This window comes from Vaginisenegalia massiliensis (assembly GCF_900604935.1).
In the GTDB taxonomy this organism is placed as follows: Bacteria; Bacillota; Bacilli; order Lactobacillales; family Aerococcaceae; genus Vaginisenegalia; species Vaginisenegalia massiliensis.
The window spans coordinates 31,721-55,068 of sequence record NZ_UWPC01000007.1; the positions used below are offsets into that span (position 1 = coordinate 31,721).

21 protein-coding genes and 1 pseudogene are annotated in these 23,348 nt (G+C 40.3%); 6 read left to right on the plus strand and 16 right to left on the minus strand.

The genetic code is table 11. The annotated features are described in order from the left end of the window. Positions 1-275: 275 nt before the first annotated feature. From EIH20_RS05845 to coaA, 3 genes are all read right to left on the minus strand, one after another. Entirely contained in the window at positions 276-833 is a 558-nt protein-coding gene (locus EIH20_RS05845; protein WP_420894252.1) for an NUDIX hydrolase, read from the minus strand. A 484-nt stretch (positions 834-1,317) separates the two neighbouring features. Next, positions 1,318-2,871 (minus strand): glutamine-hydrolyzing GMP synthase, encoded by a 1,554-nt coding sequence (gene guaA, locus EIH20_RS05850; RefSeq protein WP_420894253.1) that lies wholly within the window; start codon positions 2,869-2,871, stop codon positions 1,318-1,320. Positions 2,872-2,889: 18 nt separating this feature from the next. Next, on the minus strand, positions 2,890-3,813 hold the full coding sequence (gene coaA, locus EIH20_RS05855; protein WP_241152395.1) for a type I pantothenate kinase: 924 nt from the start codon (positions 3,811-3,813) through the stop codon (positions 2,890-2,892). Positions 3,814-4,072: 259 nt separating this feature from the next. Between coaA and mvk the strand changes: the two genes are divergently transcribed. From mvk to fni, 4 genes are read left to right on the plus strand one after another with little or no spacing between them, the layout of a single operon-like run. Then, complete coding sequence (mvk, locus tag EIH20_RS05860) at positions 4,073-5,134, plus strand: mevalonate kinase (RefSeq protein WP_241152396.1); 1,062 nt, start codon at positions 4,073-4,075, stop codon at positions 5,132-5,134. 41 nt (positions 5,135-5,175) lie between these two features. Further along, positions 5,176-6,168, plus strand: coding sequence for a diphosphomevalonate decarboxylase (gene mvaD / locus EIH20_RS05865; protein ID WP_124058704.1), 993 nt, complete (start codon positions 5,176-5,178; stop codon positions 6,166-6,168). A 14-nt stretch (positions 6,169-6,182) separates the two neighbouring features. After that, the gene (locus tag EIH20_RS05870; protein ID WP_124058706.1) at positions 6,183-7,355 is read left to right on the plus strand and encodes a phosphomevalonate kinase; all 1,173 of its coding nucleotides are present in this window, start codon (positions 6,183-6,185) and stop codon (positions 7,353-7,355) included. An 8-nt stretch (positions 7,356-7,363) separates the two neighbouring features. Then, a complete protein-coding gene (gene fni / locus EIH20_RS05875; RefSeq protein WP_241152397.1) occupies positions 7,364-8,464 on the plus strand; it encodes a type 2 isopentenyl-diphosphate Delta-isomerase in 1,101 nt (366 codons plus the stop codon). A 54-nt stretch (positions 8,465-8,518) separates the two neighbouring features. Here fni and EIH20_RS05880 read toward each other — a convergent pair whose 3' ends face one another. The 6 genes from EIH20_RS05880 to EIH20_RS05905 all read right to left on the minus strand — a co-directional run bounded on the left by EIH20_RS05880 (position 8,519) and on the right by EIH20_RS05905 (position 14,443). Then, entirely contained in the window at positions 8,519-9,616 is a 1,098-nt protein-coding gene (locus EIH20_RS05880; protein ID WP_124058708.1) for an alpha/beta hydrolase, read from the minus strand. Positions 9,617-9,628: 12 nt separating this feature from the next. Next, positions 9,629-10,045 (minus strand): helix-turn-helix transcriptional regulator, encoded by a 417-nt coding sequence (locus tag EIH20_RS05885; RefSeq protein WP_124058710.1) that lies wholly within the window; start codon positions 10,043-10,045, stop codon positions 9,629-9,631. A 135-nt stretch (positions 10,046-10,180) separates the two neighbouring features. Beyond that, a complete protein-coding gene (locus EIH20_RS05890; protein ID WP_124058712.1) occupies positions 10,181-11,653 on the minus strand; it encodes a C69 family dipeptidase in 1,473 nt (490 codons plus the stop codon). A 213-nt stretch (positions 11,654-11,866) separates the two neighbouring features. Next, complete coding sequence (locus EIH20_RS05895) at positions 11,867-13,165, minus strand: pyrimidine-nucleoside phosphorylase (RefSeq protein ID WP_124058714.1); 1,299 nt, start codon at positions 13,163-13,165, stop codon at positions 11,867-11,869. A gap of 24 nt (positions 13,166-13,189) precedes the next feature. Further along, complete coding sequence (rpiA, locus tag EIH20_RS05900; protein ID WP_124058716.1) at positions 13,190-13,876, minus strand: ribose-5-phosphate isomerase RpiA; 687 nt, start codon at positions 13,874-13,876, stop codon at positions 13,190-13,192. Between the two features lie 15 nt (positions 13,877-13,891). After that, positions 13,892-14,443, minus strand: coding sequence for a flavodoxin domain-containing protein (locus EIH20_RS05905; protein ID WP_124058718.1), 552 nt, complete (start codon positions 14,441-14,443; stop codon positions 13,892-13,894). Between the two features lie 154 nt (positions 14,444-14,597). Here EIH20_RS05905 and EIH20_RS05910 point away from each other — a divergent pair, with 154 nt between their 5' ends. Then, the gene (locus EIH20_RS05910; RefSeq protein ID WP_124058720.1) at positions 14,598-15,275 is read left to right on the plus strand and encodes a CpXC domain-containing protein; all 678 of its coding nucleotides are present in this window, start codon (positions 14,598-14,600) and stop codon (positions 15,273-15,275) included. Between the two features lie 47 nt (positions 15,276-15,322). On the opposite strand, the pseudogene EIH20_RS05915 reads toward EIH20_RS05910, so the two are convergent. The 5 genes and pseudogenes from EIH20_RS05915 to EIH20_RS05935 all read right to left on the minus strand — a co-directional run. Then, positions 15,323-15,502, minus strand: a pseudogene (locus tag EIH20_RS05915) (DUF2087 domain-containing protein); the annotation flags it as partial. Positions 15,503-15,718: 216 nt separating this feature from the next. Then, positions 15,719-15,955: a cytochrome b5 domain-containing protein gene (locus EIH20_RS05920; protein ID WP_420894254.1), complete on the minus strand. Its 237-nt coding sequence runs from the start codon at positions 15,953-15,955 to the stop codon at positions 15,719-15,721. A 202-nt stretch (positions 15,956-16,157) separates the two neighbouring features. Continuing rightward, the gene (locus EIH20_RS05925; RefSeq protein ID WP_164470886.1) at positions 16,158-16,739 is read right to left on the minus strand and encodes a TetR/AcrR family transcriptional regulator; all 582 of its coding nucleotides are present in this window, start codon (positions 16,737-16,739) and stop codon (positions 16,158-16,160) included. A 125-nt stretch (positions 16,740-16,864) separates the two neighbouring features. Then, positions 16,865-20,818 carry an FtsX-like permease family protein gene (locus tag EIH20_RS05930; RefSeq protein ID WP_124058727.1) on the minus strand — a complete coding sequence of 1,318 codons (3,954 nt, stop codon included), beginning with the start codon at positions 20,816-20,818 and terminating at the stop codon, positions 16,865-16,867. A gap of 11 nt (positions 20,819-20,829) precedes the next feature. Next, positions 20,830-21,531 carry an ABC transporter ATP-binding protein gene (locus EIH20_RS05935; protein ID WP_124058729.1) on the minus strand — a complete coding sequence of 234 codons (702 nt, stop codon included), beginning with the start codon at positions 21,529-21,531 and terminating at the stop codon, positions 20,830-20,832. 137 nt (positions 21,532-21,668) lie between these two features. Between EIH20_RS05935 and EIH20_RS05940 the strand changes: the two genes are divergently transcribed. Next, complete coding sequence (locus tag EIH20_RS05940) at positions 21,669-22,259, plus strand: TetR/AcrR family transcriptional regulator (protein ID WP_124058731.1); 591 nt, start codon at positions 21,669-21,671, stop codon at positions 22,257-22,259. A gap of 120 nt (positions 22,260-22,379) precedes the next feature. On the opposite strand, the gene EIH20_RS05945 is transcribed toward EIH20_RS05940, so the two are convergent. Together EIH20_RS05945 and EIH20_RS05950 are read right to left on the minus strand one after the other, a co-directional pair. Then, on the minus strand, positions 22,380-22,820 hold the full coding sequence (locus EIH20_RS05945; protein ID WP_124058733.1) for a GtrA family protein: 441 nt from the start codon (positions 22,818-22,820) through the stop codon (positions 22,380-22,382). A gap of 123 nt (positions 22,821-22,943) precedes the next feature. Then, positions 22,944-23,312: a hypothetical protein gene (locus EIH20_RS05950; protein ID WP_124058735.1), complete on the minus strand. Its 369-nt coding sequence runs from the start codon at positions 23,310-23,312 to the stop codon at positions 22,944-22,946. Positions 23,313-23,348: the final 36 nt, after the last annotated feature.

Genomic DNA, 23,348 nt, shown 5'->3' on the forward strand with positions numbered 1-23,348 from the left:
AGATACTTATGTGCTTGATAGCCTATCAGCTGATCTACCTATTTATCACCCTAAAATTTGTAAAATATGAAAAAACTATCGACTATGCACCTATGGAGATATAAAATCTTTTCCTCTAAAGAGTTTCATTAGTAAATTTCACAACCACATCAAAAAATCAGCCTAACAATCAGCAATAGAATGAAAAATGTAATTACTAATAGTATGAACAAGTGAAAAATAATCTAATATATTCCACTTACCTAGAAGTGAAAAACAAATTTTCAAAATTTATTTTATTTAATATGACGTATCCCCCTATCTGTTTCAATAACTTTCCAATTAAGAAATTGAGACTTATCGAGTTCAAACCGTCCTTTATATTCTTTTTTTAATTTTAAAAGAAGCGGTGAGGAATTTTCTTCACTAATATTATCGAAATCTACCCACACAATACCATCAGAATCATTTAATCCATCCAACAAATCTATAGGTAAATCCTGTTTTTCGAAACTATTATCCAACTCAACGTCATAAAAAACCATAATATGATGAACAACGTCAAAGCTTGTCGTTTCTCGAACAAATGAATCATAAACTCTCGGATTCGAATACGTCTTAATGGTATATCCCGTTTCCTCCAAGAACTCTCTAGATAACGTTTCAGTTAATCCTTCCCAACTTTCTTGGCTTCCACCAGGAACATCATATCTATTTTTGTAAGGTCCGGCATTATTATTTATACATAATATTTTCCCGTTAACCACTGCAACACCATATACTCCAAAATGATTGCTCACCGAATATTTACTTTCCATATTTTTCTCCTTAAGTATTTCAGTTTTCAATTTCATCTTTGCCTATTTTTATTTCTCTACCAATCACTTATTAGTATTATTCCATAAATAATGGTCATTTATTCAACATTAGATACCTAATTTTTTCGTCTTATTTCAATCCCATTTATTAACCCAAATGATTATCATAAAAAGAGAGCATCCTATTATAAGATTTCCTCATTTCTTATATTGCAAATTACGTTACAACACAAAATTTTTCCTCTCAACGAGGGAATATTTTGCTTTATTCTGGCCATAATGTCGATCAATCACTATGTCACTTAAGCTCCTTGTTCTTGAGACCTGCTTATCGAGGAAATACTAACGACTCCCACTTTCAATAAAATAAGCCTATCCAAAAAGATAGGCTTATCACTTTATTATTCTGTCAGCCGACGTCATCCAATCATTTCGCATCAAAGAGGCTCATTCTTGGGACATCCGTGACGGAGTAATTCCAACAATCTCTCACGTGCCTTTGGCACTTAGAAATTGGGAATTACTCCCACTCAATTGTTGCTGGTGGTTTAGAAGTGATGTCGTAAACGACGCGGTTGACGTGGGCTACTTCGTTAACGATGCGGGCTGAGATGACTTGGAGGACTTCCCATGGGATACGGGCAAAGTCAGAAGTCATGCCGTCGATTGAAGTTACTGCCCGGATACCGATGGTATAGTCATAAGTTCGACCGTCACCCATGACGCCGACACTGCGGAAACCAGGTAAGACAGTAAAGTATTGCCATACGTCGCGTTCTAAGCCATTCTTGGCGATTTCTTCACGAAGGATGGCATCTGATTCACGGACAATTTCTAATTTTTCTTCAGTGATTTCACCGATGACACGAATACCTAGACCAGGTCCTGGGAAAGGTTGGCGCCACACGATTGAGTCTGGCATACCCAGTGCCGTTCCTAGAGCTCGAACTTCATCTTTAAATAAAGTATTTAATGGTTCGATCAATTCAAACTGCATATCTTCAGGTAGCCCCCCAACATTGTGGTGAGACTTAATGGTTTGAGCTGTCTTAGTACCAGATTCGATAATATCGGTGTACAAGGTTCCTTGAGCAAGGAAGTCAACCCCTTTTAATTTAGAGGCTTCATCGTCGAAGACATAGACGAATTCGTTACCGATAATTTTACGTTTCTGTTCAGGATCAGATACACCGGCTAATTTTGATAAGAAGCGGTCTTTAGCATCCACCCGGATAATGTTCAAGCCGAATTTACCACCAAGAGCTTCCATAACTTGGTCGCCTTCGCCCTTACGTAAAAGGCCGTGATCGACGAAGATACAGGTTAATTGATCACCGATAGCTTTTTGTAAAAGAACACCCACGACTGATGAATCGACTCCACCAGATAAACCTAAAAGGACCTTGCGGTCGCCCACTTTTTCTCGAATCTTAGCAATCTCTAAGTCGATAAAGTTATCCATGGTCCAATCGCCTTGAACACCACAGATATCAAAGGCAAAGTTATGAAGGATTTGATTACCATGAACTGAGTGGCGCACTTCTGGGTGGAATTGAACTCCGTAGATGCGACGTTGACTATTTTCAAATGCAGCTACTGGACAGCTATCATTGGCTGCAACAATTTGGAAACCTTCAGGAATAGCGGTAATCTTGTCCCCGTGGCTCATCCATACTTCTTCTACATTAGATAACCCTTGGAATAAACCCGTTTCGATGTTGTGAACTTGGATACTAGACCGACCATATTCCCGTTCATTTGCTGGTTCAACTTTACCGCCCAACATATGGGTGGTTAATTGCATCCCGTAACAAATACCTAAAATTGGTAAACCTAACTCAAAGATTGCAGGATCTACCGTAAAAGCATTCTCACCGTAAACACTATGAGGCCCTCCCGAGAAGATAATACCTTTAACATTACCTTGATCTAAGATTTCTTGAGCAGTCGTCTCATTAGGTAACAGGACGCTATAAACACCAAATTCGCGGATTCGGCGGGTAATTAATTGATTATATTGACTACCAAAGTCAAGAACGATAATTTTTTCAACATTTGTTAGTGATGTGGTCACTCTATCTACCTCCATTTTTTAATATTGTCGCACATAGATACGGTCAACATGGTGGTCGGCCCCTTTATGAATTACAATATTGGCTCGACCCCGTGTTGGCGCAATGTACTGGATTAAATTAACTAAATTGATGGTGCGCCAGACTTCCATAGCGTAAGCATGCGCCTCTTTGCGTGGAATATGGCTCATTTCATAATAATAATTATCCGGATCATGTTGGGCCACATCCATGACCATATCAAAGCGTTCCATAAACCACTTCTGAATGTGTGCCGGATCCGCATCAATATAAATTTTCAAGTCAAAGAAATCAGAAATGAAAATCATTTGATTTGAAGGCAACTGCAAAACATTAATCCCTTCAACAATCAAGATATCAGGATGCTCCATCCGCGCCATTTGGTCAGGCACGATATCGTAGATTTCATGAGAATAAACCGGGTATTCTACCGCTTCTTCTTGAGTCCGAATCTTAACCATAAAATCAATTAACCGATTCATGTCATAGGATTCAGGAAAGCCTTTGCGATTCATGATACCGCGACGAATCAATTCAGCATTGGGATATAAAAAGCCATCTGTGGTCATCAATTCAACACACTTTTCCGTATAGCGTTGACGCAATAGCTGATGCAAAACCCGAGCAGTGGTTGACTTCCCTACCGCTACACTCCCGGATATGCCAATAATATAAGGCGTTGAAGGAGTTTGCTCTTTATTGAAGAAACGGGCCCGTGCTTCTAGCTGGGCTTGATGCTGGATTAATTCACTATCAATGTAATCTAACAAGGGAAAATACACTTCTTCAATGTCCTCTTGGGAAAGGCGGTCATTGAGGGAAACTATATGCGCTAGCCCTTCAATGGGCCCTAACTCTAAGGATGGGTTCTGGAATTGATGCCAAGCCTCACGACTATATTCATTAAACATCTTGAAATCCACTGGCACCTTCCTCTCTATACTGCTTTCCTTAACATTCAAACAAAAAATGATTTTATTGTTCATTTTTCTTATATTTTAGCATATTAGAAAGTTTCGTGATATACTTTATTGGCTAATAAACACGATATTTAGATGAATCTTCGCTATTGTATCATACTTTTTCTGATACAATAGCTTTGTTAAATTTTTCTTATCACGCTTATTCAACGTCTAAGGATGGCCCTTAGCTTATTATACTGATACAAGGAGGGTGCTCTTGGTGAACCAGGACACAAACAATTATCAGCCTTATGAGGAATACCCTCATGAGTCTGCCAACTATGAGTCAATGCGTCCGCAAGCGGACTCGTCATTAAATGCCTTTGTTGAAGCCGAAATGACTAAAGCTAATAAAACGGGGCGCGGCCAAGCTCATAGTAAAATCATCTTGATGGGAGAACATGCCGTAGTCTACGACTTCCCCGCCATCGCACTACCGTTCAATAAAGTCTCCGCTCAAGCCCAAGTTAGTGGCCGACTACAAGCACCATCGCTACTAGATTGCCAGTATTACCACGGACCTTTGCAAGAGGCTCCTAGTCATCTGGCTAATTTAGTTAAAGCCGTCGAGTTAACGCGGCAAAGTTTTCGCTTTCCTCTTGAGGAGAGCTTAAACATCCGCATCGATTCGACCATTCCTCAAGAAAGAGGCATGGGCTCTTCGGCGGCTGTGTGTGTCGCCCTCGTTCGGGCCATTTGTGATTATTACAACACACCTATCTCGCCTTATCAATTACAATTCATTGTGAATCAAGCCGAAGTGATTGCTCATGAGTCCACGTCCGGCATAGACACCCTCATGACTTCAACCTCACAACCGATTATTTATCGCAAAAGTAAGAAACCGCATGCCTTCCCTTTGAAGCTCAATGCTTATTTAATTGTAGCAGATTCCGGTATGGCCGGCCAAACTAAACTAGCCGTCCATCAAGTCGCTAAATTACGCCAAGCTAAACCTGCCTTTGTTAAAGAAGCCATGGATTCCATTGGCGGATTTGTCCAAAAAGCCTATCACGCTATTCAAGATCATGACGTCTTTGAGTTAGGCCGTCTTATGACCTATAACCACTACTATCTCAATCAATTGGGTATATCCAACCAAGGGCTCGATCGAATTGTCAATGCCGCTTGGTTAGCTGGTGCTCTCGGTGCCAAACTAACCGGTGGTGGACTTGGTGGCTGTGTGATCGCTCTAGCTGCTACCAGTCAAAAAGCACAAGAAGTGGCTGAAGCGATGAAAGTAGCCGGTGCCGCTCAAACTTGGACGACCAGTCTATATTAATTATCGTCTCTTCTAGAGATTGAGACGCAAAGGAGCAAAGTATGAAGCCAACTAACGTTCAACAAGGCCATTATCGCGCCCATACAAATATTGCTTTAATCAAATATTGGGGCAAACGGGATGCCCGTTTATTCTTGCCGCTGACTTCGAGCCTATCCTTGACTTTGGACGCCTTCTATACCGATACCAAGGTTAGCTTCGATCCAGAACTTTCCCAAGATCAATTTATCTTAGACGGCCAGTTACAATCAGACTCTGCCCATGAAACAGTCAGTCGATTCGTTGACTTGTTCCGCCAAGAAGCCGGTGTTCAAACCAGGGTCTTGATTGAATCAACGAATCATGTGCCGACGGCTGCCGGCTTGGCTTCTTCCGCTTCTGCCTATGCGGCTTTAAGCTGCGCTTGCAATCAAGCGTTAGGACTCAACCTCAGCAATCAAACCCTATCGACCTTTGCCCGTCAAGGTTCTGGATCAGCTAGTCGGTCCCTATTCGGCGGATTTGTCCTATGGCATAAGGGCCATGATTTCGATAGCGCCTCATCCTATGCAGAAATGATTAATCCGGCTGACTGGGATATCGCTATGCTTGCCGTGGTAGTTAATGCCGGTAGCAAAAAGATTCCTAGTCGCCAAGGCATGCAACACACCATTGCAACTTCGCCTTATCATGCCTTGTGGCCCCAAGAAGTCGAACGTGATTTAGCTGCTATTATCCCTGCTATTCAAGCGCATGATTTGGATACTGTCGGCCAAATCGCCGAACATAACGCAATGAAAATGCACGCCTCCATGTTAGCCGCTAATCCTAGCTTCACATATTTTGAACCTGGCTCCCTATTGGCTATGGATTTGGTTCGCCAACTGCGTCAACAAGGTCTTTCGGCCTACTTTACTATGGATGCAGGACCAAATGTCAAAGTCATCTGTCGTCAAAGTCAGCTTGATTCGATTCTCAAGGTGTTCAAACAACACTTTGCTGAATCGGCTTTAATTGTCGCTAAACCCGGCCCCGCTCCTTATGCTATTGATTAAGGAGGCTATGGATTATGCATTACGATTGCACTCAAGCATTTGAACTCAACTACGATACTATGTTTCAACCCTATCAAGTACAAGTCCCCGGCAAATTATATTTGGCGGGGGAGTATGCCGTCCTCGAACCCGGTCACCCCGCTATCCTCATGGCTATTGACCGCTACCTAACTTGCCAGATTCGCTTATCTCATCAACCCCAACAAGGATCTTTTGAATCAGATCTGGCTTCCTTAGGAAAGGTCACTTATCAGCGTGACGCTGACGGCCACATTCATCTGGTTTCAGCTAATGACAGTAAAGATTGGCAGTATATCTTAGCCGCCATTGAGACCTTTGAAGCTTTATTGGTCAGCAAAAAACGCCAAGTTCAAGACTATCACCTAAGCTTTACGAGTCAAATGCAAGCCGATTCCGGTCAAAAATATGGCCTGGGATCGAGCGGCGCCGTGACAGTAGCTACCATGCAAGCTCTCTGTCATTTTTATGGTTGGGAAATAGAATGCCCTTTGATTCAATTTAAATTAGTGGCCATCGCCATGGCTAAAACGGACTCTAAATCCAGTCTAGGTGATGTCGCAGCTAATATTACCGGCGGTATGTGTCTATATCGATCATTGGACCGCCAATGGTTAAATCAACGGATGCAAGATCCAGACTTTCGGATCGATCAAATTCTTGGTGAAAAGTGGCCACACTTCTATTTAGAACCCTTATTTTGGCCAGAAAAACTAAGTCTGCATGTTGGGTGGACGCAAAGTCCGGCTTCCTCAGATCAACTAGTGACCCAATTGAAGGGAAGTATTCAAAAGGATAGCCCTCTTTACCATGATTTTCTCACCAAGGCTCAAATTTGCGTGCAAAACTTAGCCCAAGCGATTCGCCAAGCTGATTTACTGACCCTCCAAAAAGAGGTGAGTCATTACCGTCACTTATTGGTGAAATTAGACCGTTCCTTCCAACTCAACATTGAGACTCCTAGTCTCAAACGTCTGATCGAAGTGGCTCATTCTTATCAATTTGAAGCTAAAAGTTCTGGTGCAGGTGGTGGTGATTGCGGAATTGCCATCGGTTCTCGAAATCAGGCTCGTCAGGCCCTATATCAGACTTGGCAACAAGAAGGCATCCAGCCTTTAGCTGTCGGTCTGGCTCCATTCCGATTCTCTGTTAAACCGTTTAGAAAGTAGGGATTAGATTGCCTAAAGAAACACCCATAAGCATAGCTCAACAACGAAAAAATGATCATATCCGCTTGGCTCTTGCTCAACAAGAACAAGTAAAAGCTTCCTCATTCGATCAAATCCGGTTTGTCCACCACTCTTTCGCACCCATTCGCTATGACCAAATTGATATTTCTACGCAATGGGCGGGACACCATCATGCTCTGCCATTCTATATTAATGGCATGACCGGTGGATCCCGCTACGCTAAACAATTTAACCAAGCCTTGGCGCAGGTAGCTAAAGAGACGGGCTTAACCATGGCTTCTGGCTCGGTATCGGCCGCCCTAAGCGAACCTGATTTAGCGGATACCTTCCAAATTATTCGTCAGACCAATCCCAATGGCTTTATCCTAGCTAATCTTGGGGCGCATCATAACTTAGAAAATGCCAAACGAGCGGTTGAAATCCTACAAGCCAATGCTTTACAGATTCATTTAAACGTTCCTCAAGAAGTCGTTATGCCGGAAGGCGATCGTGACTTCACCACTTGGTCGACTAATATTGAAGCCATCGTGAATGGTTTAGGCATACCGGTGGTAGTTAAAGAAGTAGGATTTGGCATGTCTCAGGAGACCATTCAACATCTAGTCGACCTAGGCGTCCAAACTGTTGATGTCAGTGGCCGAGGTGGTACCAACTTTATTCAAATTGAGAATGATCGACGCGATACGATTTCCTTTGACCTACTTGGCAATTGGGGCCAATCAACAGCTGAAGCTTTATTAGAAGCTCAAACGTTTATCGAAAATACCGAAATCTTAGCCTCAGGCGGCATTCGGACTTATCTCGATGTAGTCAAAGCCCTCAGCTTAGGGGCTCGTGGCGTTGGCTTATCAGGTAAATTCCTTCATATGGTCAAAGAAGATGGCGTCGATGCCACCATCGAATTCGTTCACAATTGGCAAACAGCCATTCAACATGTCATGCTCATGCTTGGCTGCCAGAACATTAGTGATTTAAGGAAGAAGACAGACCTAATCTTAAGTGGAGACCTACTCCAATGGGCTCAAGTTCGCGGAATTGAACCTCAGCATTTAGCTAATCGGTCACGAGATAGCAGATATAAATGCTAGCCCTCCTCGAGCATTATATTATAGAGATGATACAAAAAATTATAGCAACTAAAATCATGATACATTCATGACTTTAGTTGCTTTTTCGTTATTCTTCAGCTTTGATGAGTAAAAATCTTTGATAATTTGAACATATTGGTTTGGCTTAGTCCAATGGATATCATGATCTTGAGTGTTTACTTGGATAAGACTAGCATCTTGCGGAAGGCATTCCATAACTTCCTGAGCTTGTTTATCAGATAAGGCCCCAAGAAGCAGACCCTTTTCATACTTACTTTTAGCTTTGATAAAGACCGTCTTAGCTTTAATTGAAGATAAAATCTGACGCTGATTATAATCCTCAAACCAAGATTGATTATAAAAGGCCTCGCCAAATGCATAATCAAATGGGTAGGATACAGCTTCAAACATACGATTGATAGCAGGCGGTAGATAAGTTAATTGAATAGGTCTTTGTGGGTGCTGTTTTTTGTATGCTAAAGCATCCTTAACCATTTTCTGCCATAACCATTCTGGAAACCAGTCTTTAAAATAACTTCGCTTTAGTGAATAAGCTAGGTAATCTTTCTCTTGGGATTGGTTTAGGAAGTCATGGTACATCTTAAAATCATATTGATAGGCAAAGGTGTGCTCCTTCTTACCTTCTTCGGTCGAAAAAAACGGCGTATCTTCCAAGATTAAGCCGCTGACCCAGTCGGGATTTTTGGCTGCAAAATAGGCCGCAATTAAACCTCCTGATGAATGGCCCGCTATAATGACAGGCTTTTTAAGATAATGTTTAACAAAATAGACTAAATCTGCGCTAATAGCCTTGGCTGTATATTTATCTGGATTCCAGGAGGATTTTCCGTGTCCATAGTAATCAAGAGCAATAATCTGATAGTGTTGACTTAAATCCGGCATGACTTTGGCATAATCAGTCCAATTCATACCTTGTCCGTGCAAAAGTAAGAGTGTCGGTTTAGCTGAATCAGGTCCTTGGCAATAATTAAGTTTACTTCCATCTGGTAAGCTTACTTGTTTTTCAACAAAGCCCAAAGACCGAACCTTCTCTACTGGTTCTTGAATGTAAGTCGCATTCTCTTGATAATAAGATACGCCGAGCCAGACAATTAAACCCATAACTAGTAAACAACCAATTTTCCTCTTCATATTAAGACTCCTTTAACTGTCCAGATTATCAAGGGCTTTTTCTGGAACTAAGGCAACGCCTAATGGCTTAATATTTTCATCCATTAGAACCGCTAATTTTTCTCCTGGGTTAAGTTGTAAAAGATTTAACGCTTCCTTTGGTAGACATATTTGACCATTTGAATCCACTGTTTCTAATCCAAAGAAATGCTGTCCCTCATTTGGAAGGGATAGCAGCGAATCCGTAGTCCTATAATTTACCAAATCATCTAGGCTTACGCGATACAGTTCTGCAATTAATAAGCATGAGCGAATATCCGGTAGGGTTTGACCTAACTCCCACTTAGAAATTGTTTGACGAGAAACCTGCAAGTGCTCCGCTAATTCTTCTTGTGAGTGATGGGCCTGATTTCTTAAAAAGGCTAAATTTGCACCAAAACTTAACTTCATCCCTTATTTCTCCTCTGTTTTATCATAGGCTAAACATGTCATTCATTCTACATCCTGACTATAACACATTGTGTTAACTTTACGGGCAAAATAAAAAGTAGCAGAAAAATCATTTCTGCTACTTTTTATATTTAATTATTGAGCTGTTGTGCTTTCTTGAGTTGTTTCTGGTACTTGTTGAGCTAATTGTTTTTCAAGTTCTTGTAACATCTTGAAGGCTTCGTCTGCTGTAGCCATTGACGTTTCAGTTGCCCATTTAGCGGCTTCTTTAGGATCTTGACCGAATTTAGCGATTAACTCTTGATCTTTAGCTGGTTGTTCAGCAATTAGACGTTGTTCTAATTCCAAGATTTTAGAACGAGTCACGTCTTGTAAATTAGCTTCATCAGTTAAGGCCATATCTTTCAAGTGACTTGCAACCCAATAGAATGAAGTTGGATCGTATTCTTTAGTTTGAACTTTGTAAGGTGCAGCTGTATCCGTGATATTTCCATAGTATGGTAAGTAAGGTGAATTCAACGGACTACCCATAGCTAACCACATAACACCAGGAACTTCGGCTGGCATACCTTCTTTAACTTGGAAGATGTGAGCTTCCATCGTATTAACATTTCCGATTGGATATAAACTACCTTCTGGTTCTTTTTCTCCTTCTTTAACGCGGTCGTTTGTTGGGAATTCACCATTGAAACGATTGCGTTGAAGCGCCATCACATCAGCAACAGAGAATTTCTTATCTGTTGATTGTAATAAATCGAAGTTTTCATCTTCTAAAGTTACAGTTGAATCTGGGTCTAAAGCTTTGATACCAGACCACATACGTGAAGAGTTACGCATGCTCGCTTCTTTAGGGTTGTAAGATTTAGCTACTAAGATTTTATCCCCATCTTTTTCGATCGTTTTAGCTTCTTCCGCTACTTTCACCAAGTCTTTAGACACAATCATGTTTTGGTCGTTAGGATCGATTGCACCCATCCAGAATGCATTTGGGAACACAGCGTATTTATCGCTTGGCAATACCATTGCTGCATATTGGTGGCCTGAAAGAATTTCCATATACCAGGTTTCTTTTTGGTCAGCTAAGATAAGAACGTCACCTTCAGCTGCCCCTTTTTCATCTAGTAATTTAGCAATCATTTCGATTCCTTCACGTGCAGACTTAACATGAGGTAATACTACATTCGTTAAGTGTGATTCAGCTAATCCATCTTCTACATATGGGTCTACTTTTTGAATTTCATCGCTAGCTCCTGCTGAAACTGTCATATCGGCTACTACACCAAATTCGTTGAAGCCTGCTTCATGGAAGTCTCCATCTTCTGGCGTTACGTCAGGAATAGCCGTATATTTGTAGCTTTCAGCTGGCAATTCGAAGGTAAAGCCATTTGATTTATCTTCGTATTTTGCTCCTTTTTCATTTTTCTTTGCTTCAACCACGATAAAGGTTTTGTTGTGATTTTCTTCTAGGTCTTCTGTCCGACCAAAAATCACACTGCCATCATCAGTTAAATCTTTACCCACATATACTCCTGTGCAGGCAAAAGCAGGTTGTACAAATAATAAACCAGCGGCTGCTAAAGCGGCTGCTTGTCCGAAAAGTTTTTTCATAAAATTTCCTCCCTACAATTTCTGAAAACGTTGTCACGTTTTCATAAGTATATTCCTCAACCGCTTTCATATCAAGAAAATTTTGATGAGAAAATTTTCTAAAATGTTAAAAAATACTAAGAGAGAAAAACAAAAAACTTATCATCGTGCCTTTGATGCGATGATAAGTTTTTATTACAGCTATTTAAATTGACGTAAATTATTTAACGGAAACTAAGAGATTAAATCAATGATTAAGTTTGGTTTACTAGCTTGATCAGCAATGGTCACCGAGTCCTGTAAATATGCGAGAATTTCATCGACTTGAGGCTGACTAGCATGAAGAATAGCTAGCGTTTGACCTTGCTCAATATAATCCCCAACTTTAGCTTGCAAGACTAAGCCGACCGCTGGATCAATGATATCCTCTTTGGTAGCCCGACCTGCCCCTAGCATCATAGCTGCTTGTCCCACGCGGTCGGCAACCCAATTGCTGATATAACCAGACCGTTGAGCTTTCATTTCGATTTGGTAAGGTGCTTGAGGGAGTAATTCTGGCTGTTCAATCACCTTCACATCGCCCCCTTGATGGGCTATAAATTCTTTAAAACACTCAAAGGCTTGCCCAGTTTGAATTTTCTCTTGCAAAAGAGCTTGACCTTGTTCTAAGTCTGTCACTCGTCCGGCTGCTAATAACATTTGGCTACCTAATACTAGGCACAATTGAGTCAAATCTTCCGGTCCTTGCCCTTTTATGGTATCAATCGCTTCCTTAACTTCTAAAGCATTGCCTACTGCATAACCCAAAGGCTGGCTCATGTCAGAGAGGACCGCTAACGTTTTACGGCCAACCTGATGACCAATGCCAACCATTAACTGTGCTAATTCACGGGCTTGTTCGACGGTTTTCATAAAGGCGCCTTGTCCCACTTTAACGTCCAGAACAATGGCATCCGCTCCTGCTGCGATTTTCTTACTCATAATAGAAGAAGCAATCAAAGGAATTGACCCAACTGTCCCGGTTACATCCCGCAAGGCATAGAGTTTTTTATCGGCTGGCGTCAAATTTCCTGACTGACCAACAACAGCAATCTTATTCTTATTAACATCATTAATAAATTCTTCTGGACTTAATTCAACGGAAAAACCTTCAATCGATTCCAGTTTATCAATGGTTCCTCCCGTATGCCCCAAACCACGACCGGACATCTTAGCGACTGGAACACCACAGGATGCAACTAAAGGTGCTAGGATCAAAGTAGTCGTATCACCCACACCACCGGTCGAATGTTTATCAACTTTTACCCCTTCAATTGCTGATAAATCTAATTGATCGCCACTCTTAACCATAGCCATCGTTAAATAGGCAGCTTCTTCTTGAGTCATCCCCTTAAAATAAACCGCCATAGCAAAGGCACTCATCTGGTAATCCGGAATGGTCCCTTCTGTATAACCTTCAATCAAGTATTGAATTTCGGCTTCAGTCAGCGCTTGTCCGTCTTGTTTCTTAGCAATTAAATCGGTCATTCTCATCGCTAACTACCTACTTTCTATTTCTTATTGTTCCCGTTCATAACGAACGACTGTGCCATCTTCTTTTCCTGCTAAAACCACATCGGCATAGCCTAGGAAAAGCCCATGTTCCACTACACCCACAGTGTGAATCAAATCATGAGCAATTTGTTGAGGAGCTGGAATTTCCTCCAAATGTAAATCGATAATATAGTTTCCTGAATCAGTGATAAACAAAGAATCTGGCCCTTTTTTACGGAAACTTGGTCGCAATCCAGCGGCTTCAAACTTACGGAAGAGATTCCATGAACCAAATTGGATAATTTCAACTGGTAGAGGGAATTTACCCAACGTATCAACCACTTTATCCTCGCCGACAATCCAGATAATTTTACGAGCGTTATCTGCGACAATCTTCTCATGTAATAGAGCACCGCCGCCGCCTTTAATGCCCATAAAGTCAGTCGTTGTTTCATCTGCTCCATCAACAAGTACATCAATGGCTGCCACTTCATCTAAGGTGACTAATGGGATACCCAATTGTTCTGCTTGTTGAGCAGTTTGCCGTGAAGTAGGTACACAAATAATGTTCGCTAACTGACCAGATTGAACGCGTTTGCCAATTTCATCGACAAACCAATAAGCTGTTGAACCAGTACCTAAACCAACCACCATGCCATCTTCCACATAATCGGCTGCCAAACGACCGACTGTTTCTTTCACGTTTACCATGTATTTCCTCCTTGATTACTCTTTAACTAGGTTTTCAGGTGAAGCCTGAATCCATTCAATTAAATCTTTTACCTCTTCTGCATCTTGTTCATCAAAACTCGTCCCATAGCGTTCCAACAAGCGATATTCTTCGTCATCAAGTGGCACCATGTCAATCGACGACGTTTTAAATTGATGCAACTTACTGATTAAACGGTCCATCAGATTTAACCGTTTATAACTAATAATGCCACGGAAGTGGAAACATTTTAACCGCGTTAAAGTATCATCATCGAAGTGTTGGGTTAAAATGTAATTAAAATCCGTTAATTGCGGATTAGACAAACCAACCGTATAAAGTGCCCAAACTTTATCAGGAAACTGTTCAATCCAACCTTGGTAGGAATCGGTATCAAATAAATGCCCACTCAAGAGACATGAACCTAAGATAATAGCATCACTGTTTTCAATATCTTCTAGGGTCACATGATGACTATCCTTTACTGGACAGTTCAATTTACCCCCAATAAATTCGGCGTACTTCTCGGTTGAACCGAATTCTTTCGTATAAACGACTAATTTTCGCATAGATTCACCTCTCTTCTATCCTTTATAAAATTCAGTATAACATATTTGACGGTATCTGATAGCGGTTTCTATCGATTTTATTACTAAAATTTGTTATCATATGAGGGTGTAGGCTTATGGTCATTAAGGCGTTTAGCCAATCTAGGAGGTCCTTATGAAGCAAACTGTTAATCTAACCTGTCCTGTCTGTAATCAAGAAGTAGAATGGTCCATTACCACTCGCTTAAATACGAGGGAAAATCCTAACTTAAAAAAAGACCTGTTAGCTGGGAAATTATTTGATTTTGAATGCCCTGTCTGCGGAGCCAAACGGCAATTAGAGACCACCTTTCTTTATCATGACCCTGACAAAAAATTGATGATTTTCCTTATTCCAAATTATCAATCCAGACAAGAAGAGATTGAAGCCCTCCTTGACCAAATGGCCAGCCAAGAGGGCGTAGATATCCATGACTATCAGCTCCGTTTGGTCCTTCATTCGACAGACTTAATCGAAAAAGTCACTCTTTTCGATTGGGGCTTATCGGACCAAGAGATTGAAATCGTCAAAGTATTGACCGACGGTCTTTTTGCCCAAGAATTCCCAGGCAAGTTGGTTCACAACCGTTTCTTCTATATAAAAGACAAGACACCCAAAATTTTATATATCACGGAAGACGATCAATTACTAGTGGACTTCCATGATTCACTCTTAGAATTTGCTAATAGTAAATTTAATAAAGCCATTGTCGACCAACATCAAGGTCAATTTATGGTAATTAACCAAGCTTGGGCTTTAAATGCTCTAGATAAAAAGAACACTTTGAAAGACGAAACAATCGAAGCAGAATAAAAAAGGCACATGATTCAGGTCGATATCCGAATCATGTGCTTTATTATTTAGTTCATATTAGAATAATCGGGATTACGCCAATAAGAAGAACCATCTAGTTGGCGATTAAGCATCTTAAAATCAACCATGTAACGTCGTAATTCGGCAAAATCAGGATAATAGGCTCGCAATATTTGATTGATCTCTTTCTCACTGTATTCTCGGTTACATTCAATAAACTGGAGAAGATATTCTAAAACATCTTATTTTTGACTCAACTTACTTGGAAATTGTTTGACTGTACCATCCTCATTCAACCATTTCTTTATCGTGACGTCTATCATTGCTCGCTCCCCCTACTCTATAAGTATTAGAAAAATAACACTCCTTTATCATAGCCCCTTTTTTAACCGATAACAAATATACCTTGTCTCTTTTGGGTGTCAAAGACTAGCTATCTTAAGCTATTTTTCTGATTTCAAACTAGCCACGACTTTCATTTTTTGGAGAATCTCACGTCCATGATTAGACTTAACAAACTTATCCGTAACATCTTGACCGGCTTTGACTCCATGGTGCATACCTAATTTAAAGACCAAGCTAACGTCGTAAACCACGCCATCAATCGCTACATAAGCTGGCCGTCCTTCACGACCATCCTTTTCAGCTAGCTCTTTAGGTGTTAGCTGTACTTCTTCAATCAACATTTGCTCTTGACTAGTAAAATGGCGGTCTAGCTTACTCACATCATTAACATTCTTAGGCTTTGGCAAAAAACACATAAGTAAAACGGTTGCGACAATCATTAGACCGATAAGATACATCCACATTTTCATATTTCCTCTTTTCCTGAATGAATAATTTTATATATTCATTCATATTTATTTTTAAAAGAAAAGAATCCTAAGATTCTTTCTGATGTTCTGCTTCGAAACCAATCAAATACTTAATAGCCAGTTGATAGAATGTCGATTGATATTTTGAAAGCTCGCTAGCTTCCATTCTAAGATCCACCCATGATAAAAGCTCAAAAACATGCAACAATTCATCAATTTCTTCCACTGAATATCCCCGTTGACCAATATTCTCAACAATAACCTGGCGCAAATAGTGATAGTAATGATTGTCTTGTCTACCTTCTTCCGATTGATAATATTGGTGGAGCAATGGACCTACTTGGGGTTGGTTCCATTCTTGGATGATTTTATTTTGATTGATTAATTCCTTATTTAATTTTAACACCTGTTGCGCTAATGTCACGAGCGGAGCATTCCAATCCACATTATCGATAATTTGTTGGCGCAATTGACTATTTTCATTAATATAAATTTCGAGAAAGATGGCTTCTTTAGATGGATAGTATTTATAGAAAGATCCTACTGCCATACCACTCACTTTGGCAATTTCTGCTACATTGGTTGCTTTAAATCCTTTGTCAAAAAATACTTGTCTTGCTACGTGCATTAGTTCTTCTTTACTTATCAATAAACACCCTCCATTTCGGCAAAAGACTATGAATGAATAAAATTTTATATTCATTCACACCTTCATTATAGCTATCCCCTCTAACTTGTCAATAAAAAAACCACTCGAACGAGTGGTTTTTGCTTTTATTCAACTGACTTTAAGGCTTCGAGCATATTAACATGACGTAAGCGTCGATTAACTAAGAAACCAAGAATAACGGTTATTAGAATAGTCACGACAGCTGGAATCAAGTAGGCATTCATACCCACGATGGGGTCAAACATAACGTGGTCTGGTGCAACCTTGTCAATAATATAGCGGTGTAGTCCATTACCTAAGCCATAACCGACTAGAACACCTAATAAAGATAAGACGAAAGTTTCACGATAAATGTACAAGGTGACTTCCTTATTATGGAAACCTAAGACTTTGATCGTGGATAATTCACGGATTCGTTCAGACACATTAATATTGGTCAAATTATAGAGAATAACGATTGCTAAGAAAATCGCCACAATTATCAAGACGCGCATAATTTTGTTTAAGGAATGAACGATTGTCTGAATTTGATTAGACAGGGTAATGTTTTGCACAACCCCTTTAACCGCTTCTAATTCCATAAAGTCAGTTGCTAATTGACGGACCGCCTTAACATTATTTTGCTTTAAGATTAAGAGGTGCCCGTTATTAATGGCTGTCTGGTGGAAGCTTTCTTGATAAGTCTCTGGATTCATCAAAATAAAGTGTCCTAGATACATTTCAGTGATCCCACTAATCTTTAGTGAACGGGCTTTACCATCGGCATCTTTAACTTGAATGGAATCCCCAATCTTAACTCTTAGCAGGTTGGCTAAGCGTTCCGATACTAGCACGCCATTTTTGTTTAGGGATAGTTGTTTTTGCGTGCGTCGATCGAGTGTTTGAATATATTGTTCAAAGCCCTTAGCACGACTTGGTACAATCACCTTAATTTCTTGTTGGTCTTGTTTAGCCCCAGCCACTTTCTTCACTTCTTCAAAATGAACAGGCGTTTGTTGGGCAATCCGTGAGTCTTTTAGCTTTTGATTTAATTCATCTTGTTCATGAGTGGTTAAACGTTCATTTGCGGCAATAATTAAATCATAACGAATCAAGTCGCCGAATTGACGGTCATTAATTCCCGAGATCGAATGTTGCACGCCTAAACCAGCAAAGAGTAAAGCCACTGACCCAGCCACTCCAAAGATGGTCATCAGCATCCGCTTCTTATAACGGAAAATATTTCGGGCGGTCACCTTATGGGTAAAGCTTAAGCGGGACCAGATAAAAGGAATGCGTTCTAAAAGAATCATCGATCCTTGTACGGGGGCTTTAGGTAACAATAAGTTGGCTGGCCGATCGGTTAATTCACGTGAAACGACCAAGATAGCCGGAACAACAGCGGCTAACAAGGCCAAGAAAATACCCAATAAGGATAATCCCCAATGAAGATGCCACTCCATAGCTGGTAGAGTGTATTCATTATGATAAGCATTGTAGACAATCCACGGTAAGAGCGTGTGACCCATTACGATCCCAATTAAAGCTCCGATTAAGGAGGCCGCCATGCCATAGACAACGAACTTCTTCATCACATCCCTATTCGAGTAACCTAAGGCCTTGAGGGTTCCTGAAATCGTCCGTTCTTCATCGACAAAGCGAGTCATGGTATTGGAAGTAACTAAAGCGGCTACTAAATAAAGGAATACCGGGAAGATATTGCCTAAGGAATCGACAATTTCAGAGATAGAGGTATAAATCTTATAGCCTTCAGCGCCAGGAATTTCGCGGCGTGAATCAACCAAATATTCCGGTAAAGTAAGTGTTTCAAGTTTGTCCTTAGCATCTTGCAAATCAGCTTCTTTTTCTTTGATTTTAGCTAAAGCATCCGCCTTCTTATCTTTGAATTCGGCCAATTTATCTTCATAGTCCGACTGTCCTTTTACTAAATCATGACGGGCCTGATCTAACTTACTTTGGCCATCCGCTTTTTTACTTGCAAATTGCGATTGGGCTTGGCTTAATTGATTAGCTTTATCGGCCAATAAGGCTTGGCCCGCTTGATATTTAGCTAAACCTTCTTGGTAAGCTTGACTTTTTTGATCTAAAGTTGCTAATCCTTGATGATACAAATCTAATCCAGCTTGATACTGGTTCAATTTGGTTTGATAGGCTGCTTGTCCATCGTTGTATTGTTTTACTTTGCTTTCATACATGGTCTTTTGACCGGCTAAGATTTGAGCTTTTTGGTCGAGACTTGCTTGCCCTTTGGTAATCGCCGCTTCTTTAATAGCAAGCTGTTGGCGAGCGGCATCAAGAGCACTTTCTCCTTGGTCAATTTGAGATTGAAGCATGTCCACTTGGCCGCCTAATACGTTGCTTTTATCTTGGAGTGGATTTGCCTGTTCTTGCACTTGAGCTAATTGACCTTGTAGGTCTGTTAACTTAGCTTGCTTAGCTGCAATGTTTTGTTGTGCCTGAATATACGAACCAGCTACGAATTGATTATAATTCGCTTGGCTTTGACTTACTTGAGCCTGAGCCGCTGACAACTGATTTTGTAAAGCAGCTTGTTGCTCGGGAGTCAGCTTGGGATCAGCTAATTGATTAGTTAATTGGTTAACTTGGGCTTGAGCTCCTGCAATAGCCGCCGCTAAATTGGCTTTTTGCCCCTCATTATCAGCTGACAACTGAGTAATTTCATTCTTTAGACCAGCCATTTGTTCAGTCAAAATGGTTTGTTTTTGGTTTAACGGAGCTAATTGACTTTGCAAGGCTTGATAAGCCGTTTTAGCTTGCGCCAACTTATCCTTACCGGCTTTAAGGCCGACTTCTTTTTGAGTTAACTGGTCTTTAGCTTGCATTAGAGCTTGTTTACCACTCGCTAATTGTTGGTAGCCAGCGGTTAGTTGATTTTGAGCTTGAAGAAGAGTTTGACCTCCCGCATCTAATTGCTCTTTAGCTGAAACTAGACTTTGCTTAGCTTGCGCCAATTGTTGATTGGCCTGATCCAATAACTGTCCTTTTTGTTGTATGGTTAGTTTCCCTTGATCGAGCCGTTGCTTACCCTCAGCTAATTGGGCAGCCGCTTGATCAAGACTCGTTTGGCCCGCTGCCAATTTGGCTGCTCCTTGCGCCAATTGATCTTGGGCTTGTTGAATTTTGGTTTGATATTCTTTTTCTTTATCCGCTAGCTGAATTTTACCGTCGGCCAATTTCTTTTGAGCGTCTTTTAACTTAGCTTCATTGTCGGCTATTTTTTGTTTAGCTTCTTTAATTTTGATTTGACCCTGGTCAATATCTTCTTGAGCTTGACGTTTTACTTCAGCTAACCGTTCTTGTGGTCTTGAAGCTAACAAAGCTTGTAATTTCTGCTTGTGCTGACGAATTTTGGTTGAATACTGACTGGTATAAGGATCTAGCTTTTGAGTATCTTTATAAGCTAGTCGCGCTAGCATATACACGTCTGAAGCAAACGTTTGCGGTGTCACTAAAGCATACCCTTTTAATTCCCCTGAGCCTGCCTTAGATGGTCCTAAGTTAATATTATTAAGAATTTCAGGCGAATAAACATGACCCACTACCTTAAATCGGTGTTCTTTTAGTAAATAATTGCCTTTGATATCGGCTTTCTCAGAAAAATCAATGGACGACCCAATCGGGTATTGATCTTTATAGTTGGCATCTACGGCTATCTCATGCAAATTTTTTGGCAAGCGTCCATCTTTAACTTCAAAACGAGAAAGTTGGTTCGGCGTCGAGAATAAACGGAAACTGGTCGCTGAATGCTTAATAATTAAATCTTTAAGATAACCAAATTCAACTTGCCGCAAGCCGGGACTCTTCTTAATTTGTTCGACATCGGCTTGACTCAGACCATAGTCGCTCATAACCGTCAAATCAGCGGCATTTTGCTTGGCGAAATAATGCTGTCCGGTTTGCCGCATATCCGGTCCTGTGACCTTTAAACCAATTAAAGCAAAGGTTCCTAGCATGATTAAACAAATAATTGAGACAAAACGTCCCTTTGACTTAGCAATTGAAGTTCGGATATCTTTCCATAATGTTTTCTTTCTCATTGATTATCCTCCTACCATTCGATATCAGCGATCCGCTGAGGTTGAGGATTGAGTGTCATTTCTTTCACTTGGGCGTCATGCATATGGATGACGCGGTCGGCAATCGGGGCAATCGCTCCATTATGAGTGACGATGATTACCGTGGCTCCGTGTTGACGGGACATATCTTGTAAGAGCTGTAATACTTGCTTACCGGTGTTATAGTCTAAAGCACCCGTCGGTTCATCACACAACAAAATCTTGGGATTTTTGGCAATTGCCCGCGCAATGGCTACCCGTTGTTGTTCACCACCAGACAATTGAGCTGGAAAATTATTCAGACGTTTGGCTAAACCAACATGTTCTAAGACTTCAACCGGATCCATCGCATCTTTGACGATTTCAGATGCCAATTCGACATTTTCTTTAGCGGTTAAATTAGGAACTAGATTATAAAACTGAAAGACAAACCCTACATCATCACGTCGATAGTTGGTTAACTGCCGTGAGTTATAGTTGGCGATATCCTTGCCATCAATTATGACTTGTCCTTCATCATTGGTATCCATCCCACCCAAAATATTCAAAACCGTTGATTTTCCGGCTCCGGAAGATCCTAGGATTATAACAAGTTCTCCCTTTTCTATCTCAAAATTTACGTCGCGATTAGCAACAATTTCCGTTTCACCTGTTTTGTAACGTTTATAACTATGTTTCATTTCGATATAAGCCATTGAGCTCGCTTCCTTTCGTTTCCTCAACACTTATTTGAACATCGTGTTGATTTGATGTCTTGGCTATTATAAAATGAGACTAAGAAACTAACAATATGCAAAAATGAACAGAGTGTTGATTTAAGAAAGGAGTTTTTATGCAACAGAAACGCCAAACCCTCACTAAACAAAAAATTAAAGAAGTCTTAACCGAACTTATTACTGAGAAAGGCTTATCAGCCATTACTGTTAGCGATATTACTCGTCGAGCCGGTATCAATCGAGGTACCTTCTATCTCCACTATCTAGATAAACTCGATTTAATCGATCAACTTGAACAAGAAGTGATTGATGATTTAACAGCCATACTCCTGGCGGAGTCTTCCACAAACCAAGAAGAAAAGAATCTTGACCTATTTCCCTATCCGCTTATTTTACAAGCCTTACAATATGTTAAATCGGATTTCGAATTCTTCAACGCCTTAACTAATCGCGGTCGAAATCAAGCCTTTGTCGAACACTTTAAAGCTATACTGGGGCAATTAATTCATCAAAAATGCCAGACGCATCATATTAAGTCAATTCGCGTTCATAATATGCCGGACGATTACAGCCATGAGCTCATTCTGAGTCATATCAGCGCCATTATCGTTCTCTGGATTCGCAAAGGGGCTATTGAACCTGAAGAAGATATCGCCCACATGATTAATGACCTTAAAAGCTTTTTACCTTTTGAACTGGAAGGATAATATCAGAACAATAGGCTTAGAATGATGGATGAGCTTTGTACAAAAAAAGTTCTAGTTTACTCATCTGCCTCAAATAGACAAGTAAACTAGAACGATATCAAATTGATTAAACTATTTCTTTTAATGACGACCCTCAAGGAAAATTTTACGGGTCACAAAATTAAAGACCATGACAATACAGGACACTAAAATTTTTGCAATCATTGAATCGAGTTTCATTCCATCAATACTAATATATAGAAGCAACTGCGTTAAAAGCATCCCCATAACACTTAGAGAAATAAAGAGGATAAATTCTTTATGTTTTTCTTCCTTAGCATATTTTGAATCGAAGATAAATTTCATACTGGCCCAGTAATTAAACACGGTCGCTACCACAAATGCAATCGGATTTGCCAAAAGATAATGCCAACCGAAACGTTTATTCAGGATATAATAAACGAAAAAATCAATTAAAGTAGAAATACCACCCACAAAACCAAAAGTAATAATCTGTTGAATTAATCTATTTTGTAACCAAGAATTTTGAATTAACTTACTTTCTTTTATTTTATTAAACATTAGACAACTTCCTATTTCTTAGAATCGCTCCTTGGAGCATAAAACCCTCCCTACCTTATCAAGAAAGGTTCATTTTTTCAAGTAAAGATTAAAAAAGCCCCTATGGGGCTTTTTTTGTCTTCATTAACGTGCATATAGCCGGTTCCCTTCAATGGTATAATTACAAGTCCATGTCTCAGGTTGAACTTCAATTGGCACTTCCATCGCCATTATCCATTCACCTGCCGGAATCAGACCCCAACGAGCGCCTAAACTCGTTTGATGTTCAGCTTCTGCGATTCTAATCTGTAAAGAATGCTCAATATTGCGTCCTTCTGCCCGCAGAATATGTTGACTATCATAGAGCAATAGAACTGAAATAGGAAAGTCTGGTTCTTCGATCGTTAAAGTCAACTCTTCTAGGTCTTGAGGAACAACAAAATGTTCGATGACAAAGTAGACATCTTTGTCAACAGAGCGTCTCAAATCTATCTGTTTGTGTTCAATTAACATCGTGTCACCCCAATCATTGAACTACTACTTTACAAT

What these genes read in the sequence shown, in the direction of transcription:
- EIH20_RS05950 (WP_124058735.1), bottom strand. Translation starts at nt 23,312, where the DNA reads ATGTTAATTGAACACAAACAGATAGATTTGAGACGCTCTGTTGACAAA.
- EIH20_RS05910 (WP_124058720.1), top strand. Translation starts at nt 14,598, where the DNA reads ATGAAGCAAACTGTTAATCTAACCTGTCCTGTCTGTAATCAAGAAGTA.
- EIH20_RS05895 (WP_124058714.1), bottom strand. Translation starts at nt 13,165, where the DNA reads ATGAGAATGACCGATTTAATTGCTAAGAAACAAGACGGACAAGCGCTG.
- EIH20_RS05945 (WP_124058733.1), bottom strand. Translation starts at nt 22,820, where the DNA reads ATGTTTAATAAAATAAAAGAAAGTAAGTTAATTCAAAATTCTTGGTTA.
- mvaD (WP_124058704.1), top strand. Translation starts at nt 5,176, where the DNA reads ATGAAGCCAACTAACGTTCAACAAGGCCATTATCGCGCCCATACAAAT.
- EIH20_RS05940 (WP_124058731.1), top strand. Translation starts at nt 21,669, where the DNA reads ATGCAACAGAAACGCCAAACCCTCACTAAACAAAAAATTAAAGAAGTC.
- EIH20_RS05935 (WP_124058729.1), bottom strand. Translation starts at nt 21,531, where the DNA reads ATGGCTTATATCGAAATGAAACATAGTTATAAACGTTACAAAACAGGT.
- EIH20_RS05880 (WP_124058708.1), bottom strand. Translation starts at nt 9,616, where the DNA reads ATGAAGAGGAAAATTGGTTGTTTACTAGTTATGGGTTTAATTGTCTGG.
- EIH20_RS05890 (WP_124058712.1), bottom strand. Translation starts at nt 11,653, where the DNA reads ATGAAAAAACTTTTCGGACAAGCAGCCGCTTTAGCAGCCGCTGGTTTA.
- EIH20_RS05870 (WP_124058706.1), top strand. Translation starts at nt 6,183, where the DNA reads ATGCATTACGATTGCACTCAAGCATTTGAACTCAACTACGATACTATG.
- EIH20_RS05845 (WP_420894252.1), bottom strand. Translation starts at nt 833, where the DNA reads ATGAAATTGAAAACTGAAATACTTAAGGAGAAAAATATGGAAAGTAAA.
- EIH20_RS05905 (WP_124058718.1), bottom strand. Translation starts at nt 14,443, where the DNA reads ATGCGAAAATTAGTCGTTTATACGAAAGAATTCGGTTCAACCGAGAAG.
- EIH20_RS05930 (WP_124058727.1), bottom strand. Translation starts at nt 20,818, where the DNA reads ATGAGAAAGAAAACATTATGGAAAGATATCCGAACTTCAATTGCTAAG.
- rpiA (WP_124058716.1), bottom strand. Translation starts at nt 13,876, where the DNA reads ATGGTAAACGTGAAAGAAACAGTCGGTCGTTTGGCAGCCGATTATGTG.
- EIH20_RS05885 (WP_124058710.1), bottom strand. Translation starts at nt 10,045, where the DNA reads ATGAAGTTAAGTTTTGGTGCAAATTTAGCCTTTTTAAGAAATCAGGCC.